Here is a 12202-nt window from a genome sequence, read left to right as displayed (position 1 = left end):
CATGATCAGACAAAGAGTCGGTTCGATCGCTGCAACAATCGTGTTTATCCTTGGCTTCATCGGGGTCGGGCATATGCTTGCCACCGATCCGGGTCGCCTGTTTAGACAATTGTTGTTCATCGGGATATTCGGGTTAGTTTTTTATGTGATCTATCGCGTCTTCATGGCACCACGTATGTCTGCAGAAGATGCACGCTATCGTAAAACCGCGCAAGCCTCAAAAAAACGAATGCAGGGAAGTCGTGGTCCTCAAGTCAAACCTTCCGCTTCCGCTAAAAACCGGAAAGCGAAGAAACCTAGTTCGAACGTCACCAAGTTATCTAAACGTTCAACCGTACATCGTAGCAATCCTCCACACTTAACGGTGATTGAAGGAAAAAAAGGCAAGAAGAAAAAGAAAGCAAACATGTAAAGGAGCGCCGCGGCGCTCCTTTTTATGTCGTCTCTACATATCCGATATACGGAAGATTCCGATATTGCTCCGCATAATCGATTCCATATCCGATGACAAACTCATCAGGAATTTCGAACCCGACATAGTCTGCGTCCAATTGAACGAGTCGGCGCGCCGGCTTGTCGAGAAGCGTACAAATTTTCAACTGCTTCGGTTGATGGAGCTCCATATGTTTACACAAGAATTTCAACGTCTGTCCCGTGTCGATGATGTCCTCGATAATGACGACATACTTTCCTTCCACATCTAAATCCAAGTCCTTTCGAAGCTGTACACTCCCACTCGAGACCGTCTTTTTCCCGTAAGAAGACGTCGCGACCGTATCGAGCTGAACGCTGCCATTCATATATCGCATCAAGTCTGCCGCAAAGACCATCGAGCCTTTTAACACGGCGACGATCACGATCGGTGTTCCCTCTGCATCGTTCTCAATTTCTTCAGCCAACTCTTTCACACGTGTTTGAATCTGCTGTTCATCAAACAGTTTTCCTTTGATTTGAATCTCCATTTATCCGGCGAATGTTCGCCGTCACCCCCAATCTATTCAATCCACGATTCATCTTAACATAATGACGATTAAAAAATATACATTTTATGATAAATATGAATGATTCGTTCGTATTTTAACGATGATGAACCAAATAAAAAGCGCCAATCGAGTTCGATTGTCACTTTTCACATATTATTCCTCTGAAGCTCGCTCTTGTTCCCGAAATTCTCTGAATTGATCCATGAGCTCAGGCTTATCTTCAAAAAATTCCACGAACTGTGTCATACAGTCAAGTGTGTTCGAGCTGAGATGGTGTTCGATTCCCTCGACATCCTCGTACACATCTGCTTCATCCACTCCGATTAGACGTAAAAAAGACTCGAGCATCGCATGACGCTCGACCAATCGCTTCCCTACTTTTTGACCTTTTTTTGTAAGCATGAGACCACGATATTTTTCATACACCAGATATTCTTCACGGTCCAGCTTTTGAACCATTTTGGTGACAGAGGAGGGATGGACCCCTAAATGTTCCGCAATATCAGATACACGCGCATAGCCTTTCTCTGACATCAACAAATAAATACGTTCTAAATAATCTTCCATACTCGGTGTCGGCATGGGCACGACCTCCCCTTATGTTCCGGTTTCCATTCTTTATTTTATCCTAACTAGAGTGAAATCGAAAGGGAAAGCCCCGATTGATTGAGTCAATCATTGTCTCATGACCTTAAATTCATTATAATGAGATATGGTAACTTTGAAAGAGAAGGGAAGAACATCTATGGGACTCGAAACAATCCTCGTTATCCTCCTATGGGTTGCCTTGATCGCCTACATCGTATGGCGTTTCATGCCAGCTCGCGGGTTGAAAAAAATGAAACAAGAAGAATTCCGCGCCTCACTCCGTAAAGGTCAGTTGATTGACGTGCGTGAACCGAATGAATACAAAGGTGGACATATCGTTGGTGCTCGGAATATCCCGGTCGGCCAAATGAAACTACGCATGAAAGAACTGCGCAAAGATCAGCCGATTTTGATTTACTGCCAAGGTAGTTCACGTTCAAACCAGGCGGCTAAACTCCTGATGAAGAACGGATACAACAACATCTACATGCTCGAAGGCGGCTTCAAAAACTGGAAGGGCAAGATTAAAAAAGCATAAAAAACGGGCGGGTCGATTCAATCATCGACTCGCCCATTTTTTATTTTACAGATGACGCCTCACGACGCTCATACTTTAAGACCGGTTTACGGGCAGCGAGTGTCTCGTCCATCCGTTTGACGACCGTCGTATGAGGAGCCGTCTGAACGATTTCCGGATTCTCTTCCGCCTCTTTGGCAATCTGGAGCATCGCATCACAGAACGCATCAAGTGTTTCTTTTGATTCTGTCTCTGTTGGTTCCACCATGATACATTCCTCGACATTTAACGGGAAATAGATTGTCGGTGGGTGGTAACCGAAGTCAAGAAGACGTTTAGCGATGTCGAGAGTACGAACACCAAGGGCTTTTTGACGTTTGCCTGACAAGACAAACTCATGTTTGCAATACGTATCATATGGCACGTCGAACACATCTTTTAGTCGCGCGAACATATAGTTTGCGTTGAGGACCGCTTCACGTGATACCCGCGTCAATCCTTCTGCGCCCATCGTCTTGATATAGCTGTAAGCTCGGACGTTGATCCCGAAGTTTCCATAGAATGGTTTGATTCGACCGATTGAATGTGGTCGGTCGTAATCGAGACCATATCCATCATCTGTTTTCGTCACGATCGGAGTCGGTAGGAATGGGATTAAGTCACGTTTTACTCCGACTGGACCTGAGCCTGGACCTCCACCGCCGTGAGGACCCGTGAACGTCTTATGCAGGTTCAAGTGAACGACGTCAAAGCCCATGTCCCCCGGACGTGCGATTCCGAGAATCGCGTTTGAGTTCGCGCCATCATAATAAAGCTTCCCGCCAGCTTCATGAACGACTTTTGAGATTTCAAGAATATCCGCTTCGAATAGTCCGAGCGTATTCGGGTTTGTCAGCATGAGCGCAGCTGTATCCGCTCCAACTTTTGCCTTCAAATCATCCAAATCGACGAGACCGCGCTCATCCGACTTGACGGTTACCGTCTCGAATCCAGCAACGACTGCGGACGCCGGGTTCGTTCCGTGCGCCGAGTCTGGAACGAGTACTTTCGTACGAGCCGTATCCCCATTACGTTCATGGAACGCTTTGATCAACATGAGTCCCGTCCATTCCCCATGCGCCCCTGCCGCTGGTTGGAGTGTGACTTCGTCCATCCCCGTGATTTCAGCGAGTTGCTCCTGTAAGTCCACCATGAGTTCGAGCGCACCTTGAATCGTCTCAACCGGTTGCAATGGGTGAATATGTGCAAAGCCAGGAAGGCGAGCCATATCTTCATTCACTTTTGGATTATATTTCATCGTACACGAACCGAGCGGATAGAAGCCTGAATCGACCCCATGGTTTCGTGTAGATAGAGACGTGTAATGGCGAACGACATCGAGTTCAGATACTTCCGGAAGTTCCGCCGCCTCTTTTCGAATCATCGTAGCCGGTAACAACGTCTCAATGTCAACCTCTGGGACAGTCGGTGTCGGCAAATTATATCCAGTCCGTCCTTCACGTGATACTTCAAAAATTAGCGTTTGCTCGTGTTGCATTATTTCATCCCCCCAACCACTTCGACAAACTGATCAATCTCTTCTTTCGTGCGCAATTCCGTCGCGCAAACCAACATCTGTGTCTGACGCTCCCCTTCATACGTACCAAGCGGTAGACCACCAATCATGCCATGCTCGAGCAGATGGCGCGTTACTTCTTCTGCGTCACGTCCAAAATCCACCACGAACTCATTGAACATCGGTCCTTCGTCCACGATGTTGAATCCTGCAGCTTTTAACGCTTCTTTCATATAATGAGCAGTTTGAATATTCCGAACGGCCATATCACGAATTCCGTATTTCCCTAGAGCGGACATCGTGATTGAGGCAGCCAATGCGTTAAGCGCTTGGTTCGAACAGATATTGGATGTCGCTTTATCACGACGAATGTGCTGTTCACGCGCCTGGAGCGTCAACACGAATCCGCGTTTGCCGTCCTCATCGACCGTTTGACCAACAAGTCGTCCCGGTAGTTTACGCATCAAAGATTTTTTGACCGCGAAGTATCCACATGACGGTCCACCAAAACTTTGCGGAATACCGAATGGCTGTGCATCTCCGACCGTGATGTCCGCACCGAGTGCTCCTGGTGACTCAAGAATTCCGAGGGCGAGCGGGTTGCTCGAAACGACGAAGAGCGCACCCGCTTCATGAGCCAATTCTGCCAATGTTTCTAAGTCTTCAATACGACCGTAGAAGTTTGGATATTGTACGACAAGACACGACGCATCCGTCAAATCAAGGTCTGACACATCCGTCACCCCGTTCACCACATCTGTGTAGTCAACGGATAGCCCCGGTCCGTCAGCATACGTACGGATTACGTCCTTCGCTTCAGGATGCACTGCACCAGAGACGACGACACGTTTTTTCTTCGTCTGTGCGCTCGCTAGGTAAGTCGCCTCAGCGAGAGCCGTGATTCCGTCGTACATCGAAGAGTTCGCGACGTCCATCCCTGTCAATTCACAAATCATTGTTTGGAATTCGAACATCGCCTGAAGTTCACCTTGTGAAATCTCAGGTTGATATGGCGTATACGCCGTATAGAATTCAGAACGCAAAAGCATATGGTTCATCACACTTGGCGAAAGATGATCGTACATCCCTGCTCCAAGGAAGCTCGGGTATGATTTCGTATGTTTGTTTTTATCAGCCAACTTCGTCATGTGACGAACGAGATCGATTTCCGGAAGCGGAGCCCCAATCGCCGCCAATGATGCTTGTTCGCGAAGTGTTTCTGGAATATCTGAAAGAAGCGCTTCGATTGAATCGACGCCGATTGTCTCTAACATGTCTCGTTCATCTTGTTCGGTCATCGGTAAATAACGAAATTCCATTCTGTTCATTCTGAATCCCCCTGTTTCATTTCGTTCGTTTATAGAAAGGTGTCGGTACGCGTTCGGCTTCAATCTTTTTGCCACGGATGTCGATGACAAAACGATCTTCATCTTTGTAACGTGCATCGACTCGTGCCCATGCGATTGATTCATTTACAGTCGGAGGCATCGTACCGGTCGTGACAACGCCGATTACATTCCCATCCAATTCAACTTGCGCCCCTTGGCGGGCAATCCCACGACCGAGCAATTTCAATCCGATCAATCGATTCGGAATATTCTCTTTTTGAGTGACGAGTGCTTCCTTACCAACAAAGTCAGTATCTAGCTTGACGGCAAAATTGAGATTCGCTTCGAATGGCGTGACCGACTCATCTAACTCATGACCGTAAAGCGGCAAGCACGCTTCGAAACGTAATGTATCGCGTGCGCCCAGCCCACATGGGGTAACACCCTCGGTTTCAAGCGCTTCCCAAATGGCAGAAATCGCTTCTGCTCGAGCATAAATCTCGAAACCATCTTCCCCAGTATAACCACTTCTAGAGATGATCGATGGCACACCCGCAACGTCCCCATTCATGAATTTGAAGAATCCGATTTCGTCGAGTACCACATTTGTGATAGTTTGAAGTACGGTTTGTGCATTCGGTCCTTGAATCGCAATCTGACCATATTCATCAGATTCATTTGTCACAACCACGTCACCCTTGACGTATCGACGAATGTGGGCTTCGTCCTTTTCAATATTTGAAGCATTGACGACGAGCCAATAAGCGTCCTCATCTAATCGATAGACAAGCAAATCGTCCACCACACCACCGCCTTCAAGACAGAGAAGGTTATACTGGGCTTGACCAACTTTAATTTTCGAGATATCATTCGTCACCAAGTTTTGAACTTGCTCAAGCGCATCCGGCCCTTCGATTCGAATTTCTCCCATGTGAGATACATCAAACATCCCCACGTTTTGACGTACAGCCAAATGCTCTTCTTTAATCGAAGAGAACATAATCGGCATTTCAAATCCCGCAAAATCAACCATCTTCGCCTTCGGTTCGATCAAATCGAACAAAGGCGTACGTTCCAAAGTAACCTTTTCCATAATATCCCCCAATCCCGAACATAAAATGCTTTTGTTTTTGAAATCTTTCGTTTTCCATTCCACTTTAACAATTTTTATTCCTTCTGCATAGGTAAAAAAGCGAAAAAGAAAAAGGATGAAAAACGAAAACGTTTTCATCCTCATTATTTCATATTTTCGACTCGGTGGAAACGTCAGAACGTTCAATTCCCGCTGTCCGTTTGATTTCATGAGTTAGCTCAACGGCGGCTTGCTTCAATTCAATCGATTCATTCTTCGCATTGACCCCAAACTCTTTTATTTGAGTAACAGATCGATTGATCGCATCCACGTGTCCTTTAATTTCATTGACCTGTTGACCAATCACATCCGCCCGAATTTTAAAACGTTCCGTCAGACGATTCAAACGACCAAATTCTGGTTTCATTTTGTTTTTGAACAAGAGATAACCGTATATCCCAAGTCCGATTAATGAAAATACGATGATGGCGAAATTAATCCAGATCATACTTTTTCCCCCTTTATACGGATGATTTGCTTGGCGATGTCTTCAGGCGGTTGAGATGCATCGATGGATACACTCGCTGTTCGATATAATCGATCGCGTCGTTGAAACAACGTCTGAACATCCCCCCGTCCTTTTTTAACAAGTGGTCGCGCAGAATCTTTGATTCGTTCCCAACACATGTCGAACGGAAGATTTAAATGGATCATCGTACCACGTTCTCGCATCCAACGTATATTTTCAGAGCGCTCCACCACTCCGCCACCGGTCAGGATATAGTCAGCAGTGACTTGTTTCAGTACTGTTGATTCAACATCACGAAACGCAGACTCACCAAAACGGTCAAAATATGTAGTGATATCCATTCCAGTCATGGACTCAATGACTAAATCAAGATCGATGACCTCCCCATATTCTTTTAGAAACGAGAATAAGGTAGATTTACCTGTACCCATAAACCCCACGATATAAAACGGATTATCATTCATAAACCATCACCTCTTTATGCCGTTCGCCGGATGTTAACACAATGTCCACTTCAGTACGATTAGGTGCAATCGGACGACACGTCAGAGTTCCCGTCTGTTTATGCAACGTTAACGGTCGTTCAGCGCAACGCTCCTTCGCCAGTAACAAATGCGATTCAAAACGAATCGCTAAGATTTCCTCTGACAGTCGCCTCGTCGTTCGTTCCACATCAGTATACCAAAATAACGCGGCGCCGAGTAACCAAACAACAATGGTCAAGGTGATGACGAGAAAGAAGCCTGCTTCATGCACATGACATGCCGCTCTCTTCTGAACGATGAATCTTTCCATGAGATTCGAAATCCCTTTCCGACCGTTTCGACATGATACTGGTCGATTCCTCTTAAAAAGAGTAAGTTTCCTCCTCCATCTCCGACCATAACCAAATTGCCATTTACTTGTTTGATCGTCCATGACCATCGCTCCTCATCCGATTTGACGAAATCACCCCGTAATCGTCCTTCGTCAACACGACAGTTCTCGCTATCCATCAGACGGCGCACAATCAGTTGAGGTGTCGTATGATGATTCCATTTAGGCTGTTCATAAAGATGTTGACCGAGCGTGAGCAGTTCCACTAAAAGAAAAAGAAACATGGGAAGGATCAGCAAAACGAACGTCATTTCAATCATCGTAAAGCCTTTTTCATAATGTCGGCAGACAAAATCCTTTCTCACACACTTGCTCACGCCCTGTCGGTTCAGTGGCTTCAAGCAGAACCTCTCCTTGTAATCGTTCATAGATGAACAGCGTATCACTCAACCGTTGGATTCGTTCGTTCCCCTGCATGACAAATGATGTCAGAATGAAAATCCACCCCATGACGACCGCAAGACTAACACTTAGCTCCCATAATGAGAAACCCGATTCATCCACTTTCACGAATAATCACCTCCGGTTCATAAGTCCCGATTCGAAATTTGAGCGTCACCGATGTCTTTCCACTGACGAATTTCCATTGTCCCGCATAAGAAGCTGTCGCTTGTGAAAAGGTCAAAGTGTTGTACGTCGGAAGATATACATCCACACCATCAGGAACATCAACCTCCCTGACTACCTCTCGCCCACACACAATCAGATAAGTTTGTTGTTTGGAAATCCAAATCAATCGCGGCACACAATCTCCCTCTTCTGAAATATAGGGAAATTGCCCAGCTTCTTGAATATTCGCTACCAATGAATCCGTAAAATTGTAGAGTTCCATTCGTTCGAACGGTCTCGTAATCGGTGCACTCATCAATACTAAGAACGACAATACGAGAAGTACCCATGTCATTTCGACCAAGGTGTAGCCTTTCATTGTTTTTTTAAGGAGCCGTCAGTCGGTGAATACGTATAGGCGGAGGATTGACAACTATAAACGAGTGGGTCTGCAGCCGACGCACGCTTAATCACTTCTAACGTTTCAGGATAGGCTTTATGTTCCGCGTAATGCAAATTGATTTCAGATTCAACGATTCGAACGCTACCTTCGCAACTCACTTGGTCAGCACGAGATTTCCCGTCCGACAAAGAAGGGACAAGTAACAAGAGAAGAACTGATATAATGAGTAATACTGCCGCCATCTCAACTAATGTGAACCCACGCTCTTCCTTCATTTCATCTTTCTCCTTTCACAATTGAGCCATAATGAGTTTGACCGGTAAATAGAGTGTGTAAAAAAGAACACCAATCATGACACTGAGGATGCCGTATAAAGACGGTTCAATTTTCTCAATCAAACCCCGACTATATTGCTCCATCTCTTCGAATACTAGATCTCGATGAAGAGACATCAATTTACCGAGTTCCCCACTCATCGAACCCACACCTAATAGACTCACGACCTCATGATCGATAAACGGTTCACACCTCGTCGCCGCTTCAATCCCTTCACCTTCAGACATGCGATGGTGAATTCGCTTGGCCATCTCTGCCATTTCCCCCTCTTCCTCGGCTAGCCGACTGATAATCTGCCTAATATTCGTTTCAGTATGTTGGAGCAAGGACAACTCACTTACAAACACATAGGTCATATAGAGTGTTTTCCCACGTCTCCATACGTAAGAAGGGAGCTCTACTCCTCGACGATGGAATCCATATATGAGAACCGCGATTGCCACGAATATAGAAAACAGTACAGGAAAGAACCAATTCGACAATAGAATCGACCCCACACCGCCATGCGACGAGACATCTACCATCCCCATTAATTTCGGGAAAATGTATAAGGCATAAATCATGCCTAATGCAAGTAGGATGAAGAAGATAATCAACGGATAGCGAATTAGCCTCCGCAACTCCTGCTTTAACCGTTGTCGCATCTCGAGCACCATCGCCACTTGCGACAATCCATCCATGAATCGTCCGTTGCGGTCCGCCGTATGTAAAATCTCTTGCATCTGCCGATTCGTGATCAAGATGGAAAATACTTCAGACAAACTCACACCCGCTTCTAGACGAATCCTCATCTCTCGAATACAGTCTTTCATTTTTCCCTTCTCATGAAGTTCAAGCGTCTCCATGGTCACCTTCAATGACACACCTCGTGATTGTAGACGGAGAAAACGATGAATCATTCGAATCGATGGGATTATCGGAACGTTGACCATTCGCAAGTCACCTCCTGATTTCGAGTCAGTACACACCAATGTCTTTCCACGGTCGCCATACCAAGAAGTTGTGTCAGCCGCTTTTCTCCATCTTGAATCGATGCGGTATGAAAGGTTGTAATCGTCAAATGACCACTGAGCGCGGCATCGTATGCGACCATCAATTCTTCATCTGTCCGCACCTCACCAATCACGATAATATCTGGGTCGGCACGAAGCGTCTCTTTCAACAAGTTTCGATGGCTAAGTCCAGCTTTAGCATTCACTTCCAACTGAATGACACCATCGACCATTTGTTCAGGAGGGTTTTCAATCGTCACAATCCGCTCATGCTTCAGCTGATTTAAAAGGGCATACAGTACCGTCGTCTTGCCCGCTCCGGTAGAACCCCCTATAAAGAAAAGACCATGATGTGATGCCACCACTTTCTGAAATCGTTCTACATCGTGTGATCGTAACAGATGCTGGAGTTCAAACGTGTCATGGGGAATGCGCCAAGACATTGACGTCTGGGCGAACGACGGGAGAAAGGTCACCCGGATGACATCCTGATTCAATTCATAGACACCCGATTGTGGAATACGTTGATTAGATTCAGGTAGTGAACACCAATATCGCATATGAAGTGTAAGTCGATCATACAGCTCGACATCCATCGATTGAAGTGCAGCAAGCTTACTAGCAGAGCGAACTTGAACCTTTACTTGGTTTGCATCGGGTATAAAATGAAGATCACTCGCACCGATTTGACGTGCTCCATCTACTAGATCTTCAATGAGTTCCTTCATATCGTTCACCTCGAGACAAGCATAAAAAAAAGCCCACTATGTTGAAAGTGGACTTGTTTTATGAAACTTGAACCGCTGAAGTGTTGTGGCGACGAGCATATGTTTCGATTGAGACCTTGTCATATCCGACAATCACTTCTTTTCCATCAGTTAAAATCGGACGTTTCAAAAGCTTTGGATTTTCGCTCATCAGCTTCAGAAGCTCACTTAATTTCAAATCCTCCACGTCAACATCGAGTTGCTTGAAGGCCTGGCTTCGCGTCGCAAGGAGAGAGTCGACTCCTTCCTCACTGATAGCAAGGAGCTGCAACAATTCGTCAACTGTTGGTGCATCTCTGAAAATGTGACGCTCACTCACTTGAAGTTCTTGTTCTTGTAAAAACGCTTTCGTCTTCCGACAAGAAGTACAGCTTGGATACGTGTAAAACATTAGTTCTGATGCCATTTTTATGTTCCTCCCTCATTCAACTTTCACTTCGCTCATTTTGTATAAGTTGATTATACATCTCTATACCCCGTTTGTACATGTTTTGTGCAACTTTTTTATAAGTTTTGTACAACTTTATTTACCGAAATGATTTCACATATTTTTCACGATTATTTTGCTCAATTATCACGTTTCCATAGCATTTTTTCGAATGTGTTGGTAAAATAGTGAATGAGAATGGAATAATGCACGTATGGGGGGATTAACATGGCAAGAATGTTTCGTGTCCTAGGCTTTTGGACTGGACTAGTAGCGGCACTTGCTTTCGTAGGCGCACTAGGCGGCGACCAAAGTAGTAGTGAACATACTGGCGACTTTATCGTTATGGGACTTGTCTTCTTAGCACAAACGATTTTCTTCGTCGCTCTTGGTTACTTAAAACTAACTGAAAAAACGTATGTATATGTCTTCGGCGCGTATTTGACAATTTTCTTCGTTGTCTTTACGTATTGGAGCAACTTCCAAATGTAAAAAAAGATTGTCTCGCCGGAGACAATCTTTTTTTATGTGAGGAACGGATTTGTCCGCTTTTCTTCTTCTAGCGTCGTCATAGGACCGTGCCCCGAGTATAACGTCGTCTCATCGGAAAGGAGCTGCTTCATCCGATCGATGGACCCCATTAATGTCGACTGGTCTCCACCGAACAGGTCTGTTCGTCCGACGGATTGCTTAAAGATCAAGTCACCACAAAAGGCGATTCTTTCATCATCCATATACAATACGACACTCCCTGGGGAATGACCCGGCGTATGATAGATTCGAAATACGATGTTCCCAATTTCTAATACATTACCTTCGTAGGTTTTTTCTGCCGGTTTCATCGACGGTATCGGCAAGTTGAACGCAGAAGCGCCATTCTTTTCTCCATCTGTCAGCCAATCCGCTTCTAAGCGGTGTACATAGACTGGTACCTGGTAACGTTCACGGAGCGCATCGATTCCTCCGATATGATCGAAATGTGCATGAGTCAACAAGATTGCTGAAAGTGTACCGAAACGTTCGATTGTATCGAAGAACCTCGGGTCATCCGTTCCGGGGTCAATGACGACGACAGTGCCGCCTTTTTCAATCACATAGCCGTTCTCTTGTGCCAAGCCAGACGTAATCTTTTTGATTTGCATAGCATTCATCCCCTTCTTATTCAAAACAATATTGTGGCAAAATTGTTTCGATGTCAACCTTTGCTCGACAGCGACTCTATAATCGGATAAAATAATAATGATATTTCAGTGAAATTTTTATGAATTTCATGACGTATA

19 protein-coding genes are annotated in these 12202 nt (G+C 45.4%); 3 read left to right on the top strand and 16 right to left on the bottom strand.

Going from position 1 to position 12202, the window contains the following annotated elements; all coding sequences use genetic code 11:
* Position 1 precedes the first annotated feature (1 nt).
* Positions 2-412 carry an SA1362 family protein gene (locus KNO69_RS05005; RefSeq protein ID WP_214816438.1) on the top strand — a complete coding sequence of 137 codons (411 nt, stop codon included), beginning with the start codon at positions 2-4 and terminating at the stop codon, positions 410-412.
* A 22-nt stretch (positions 413-434) separates the two neighbouring features.
* On the opposite strand, the gene hpt is transcribed toward KNO69_RS05005, so the two are convergent.
* The gene (hpt, locus tag KNO69_RS05000) at positions 435-962 is read right to left on the bottom strand and encodes a hypoxanthine phosphoribosyltransferase (RefSeq protein ID WP_214816435.1); all 528 of its coding nucleotides are present in this window, start codon (positions 960-962) and stop codon (positions 435-437) included.
* Positions 963-1136: 174 nt separating this feature from the next.
* Positions 1137-1565, bottom strand: a complete 429-nt coding sequence (gene mntR, locus KNO69_RS04995; protein WP_012726583.1) for a transcriptional regulator MntR — start codon at positions 1563-1565, stop codon at positions 1137-1139.
* 163 nt (positions 1566-1728) lie between these two features.
* Here mntR and KNO69_RS04990 point away from each other — a divergent pair, with 163 nt between their 5' ends.
* The gene (locus tag KNO69_RS04990; RefSeq protein ID WP_012726584.1) at positions 1729-2109 is read left to right on the top strand and encodes a rhodanese-like domain-containing protein; all 381 of its coding nucleotides are present in this window, start codon (positions 1729-1731) and stop codon (positions 2107-2109) included.
* A 40-nt stretch (positions 2110-2149) separates the two neighbouring features.
* On the opposite strand, the gene gcvPB is transcribed toward KNO69_RS04990, so the two are convergent.
* The 13 genes from gcvPB to KNO69_RS04925 form a co-directional block, all read right to left on the bottom strand.
* Positions 2150-3625 (bottom strand): aminomethyl-transferring glycine dehydrogenase subunit GcvPB, encoded by a 1476-nt coding sequence (gcvPB, locus tag KNO69_RS04985; protein WP_214816432.1) that lies wholly within the window; start codon positions 3623-3625, stop codon positions 2150-2152.
* A complete protein-coding gene (gene gcvPA / locus KNO69_RS04980) occupies positions 3625-4962 on the bottom strand; it encodes an aminomethyl-transferring glycine dehydrogenase subunit GcvPA (RefSeq protein ID WP_214817826.1) in 1338 nt (445 codons plus the stop codon). Before gcvPA ends, gcvPB begins: the two co-directional genes overlap by 1 nt.
* 25 nt (positions 4963-4987) lie before the next feature.
* Positions 4988-6064 (bottom strand): glycine cleavage system aminomethyltransferase GcvT, encoded by a 1077-nt coding sequence (gene gcvT, locus KNO69_RS04975; RefSeq protein WP_214816429.1) that lies wholly within the window; start codon positions 6062-6064, stop codon positions 4988-4990.
* Positions 6065-6212: 148 nt separating this feature from the next.
* Complete coding sequence (locus KNO69_RS04970) at positions 6213-6551, bottom strand: hypothetical protein (protein ID WP_214816426.1); 339 nt, start codon at positions 6549-6551, stop codon at positions 6213-6215.
* Positions 6548-7036 carry a shikimate kinase gene (locus tag KNO69_RS04965; RefSeq protein WP_214816423.1) on the bottom strand — a complete coding sequence of 163 codons (489 nt, stop codon included), beginning with the start codon at positions 7034-7036 and terminating at the stop codon, positions 6548-6550. Before KNO69_RS04965 ends, KNO69_RS04970 begins: the two co-directional genes overlap by 4 nt.
* A complete protein-coding gene (locus KNO69_RS04960; protein WP_214816420.1) occupies positions 7029-7328 on the bottom strand; it encodes a hypothetical protein in 300 nt (99 codons plus the stop codon). Before KNO69_RS04960 ends, KNO69_RS04965 begins: the two co-directional genes overlap by 8 nt.
* Complete coding sequence (locus KNO69_RS04955; protein ID WP_074036689.1) at positions 7292-7708, bottom strand: hypothetical protein; 417 nt, start codon at positions 7706-7708, stop codon at positions 7292-7294. The genes KNO69_RS04960 and KNO69_RS04955 overlap by 37 nt, the downstream gene beginning before the upstream one ends.
* Before the next feature lie 13 nt (positions 7709-7721).
* Positions 7722-7958: a hypothetical protein gene (locus KNO69_RS04950; RefSeq protein WP_074036688.1), complete on the bottom strand. Its 237-nt coding sequence runs from the start codon at positions 7956-7958 to the stop codon at positions 7722-7724.
* The gene (locus KNO69_RS04945) at positions 7945-8280 is read right to left on the bottom strand and encodes a prepilin-type cleavage/methylation domain-containing protein (RefSeq protein WP_251124861.1); all 336 of its coding nucleotides are present in this window, start codon (positions 8278-8280) and stop codon (positions 7945-7947) included. Before KNO69_RS04945 ends, KNO69_RS04950 begins: the two co-directional genes overlap by 14 nt.
* Positions 8281-8372: 92 nt before the next feature.
* Positions 8373-8675, bottom strand: coding sequence for a prepilin-type N-terminal cleavage/methylation domain-containing protein (locus KNO69_RS04940; RefSeq protein WP_074036684.1), 303 nt, complete (start codon positions 8673-8675; stop codon positions 8373-8375).
* 15 nt (positions 8676-8690) lie between these two features.
* Positions 8691-9668, bottom strand: coding sequence for a type II secretion system F family protein (locus tag KNO69_RS04935; RefSeq protein ID WP_214816414.1), 978 nt, complete (start codon positions 9666-9668; stop codon positions 8691-8693).
* A complete protein-coding gene (locus KNO69_RS04930; protein ID WP_214816411.1) occupies positions 9650-10456 on the bottom strand; it encodes an ATPase, T2SS/T4P/T4SS family in 807 nt (268 codons plus the stop codon). The genes KNO69_RS04935 and KNO69_RS04930 overlap by 19 nt, the downstream gene beginning before the upstream one ends.
* A 58-nt stretch (positions 10457-10514) precedes the next feature.
* Positions 10515-10901: a Spx/MgsR family RNA polymerase-binding regulatory protein gene (locus KNO69_RS04925; RefSeq protein ID WP_214816408.1), complete on the bottom strand. Its 387-nt coding sequence runs from the start codon at positions 10899-10901 to the stop codon at positions 10515-10517.
* Positions 10902-11150: 249 nt separating this feature from the next.
* Between KNO69_RS04925 and KNO69_RS04920 the strand changes: the two genes are divergently transcribed.
* Positions 11151-11414: a DUF2626 domain-containing protein gene (locus tag KNO69_RS04920; RefSeq protein ID WP_012726597.1), complete on the top strand. Its 264-nt coding sequence runs from the start codon at positions 11151-11153 to the stop codon at positions 11412-11414.
* Between the two features lie 32 nt (positions 11415-11446).
* On the opposite strand, the gene KNO69_RS04915 is transcribed toward KNO69_RS04920, so the two are convergent.
* Positions 11447-12064: an MBL fold metallo-hydrolase gene (locus KNO69_RS04915; RefSeq protein ID WP_214816405.1), complete on the bottom strand. Its 618-nt coding sequence runs from the start codon at positions 12062-12064 to the stop codon at positions 11447-11449.
* Positions 12065-12202 lie beyond the last annotated feature (138 nt).

It is taken from the genome of Exiguobacterium sp. s131, assembly GCF_018617345.1.
GTDB lineage: Bacteria > Bacillota > Bacilli > Exiguobacteriales > Exiguobacteriaceae > Exiguobacterium > Exiguobacterium profundum.
Note: the sequence above shows the minus strand (reverse complement) of the source record. Positions and strands in the feature narration are given on the sequence as shown.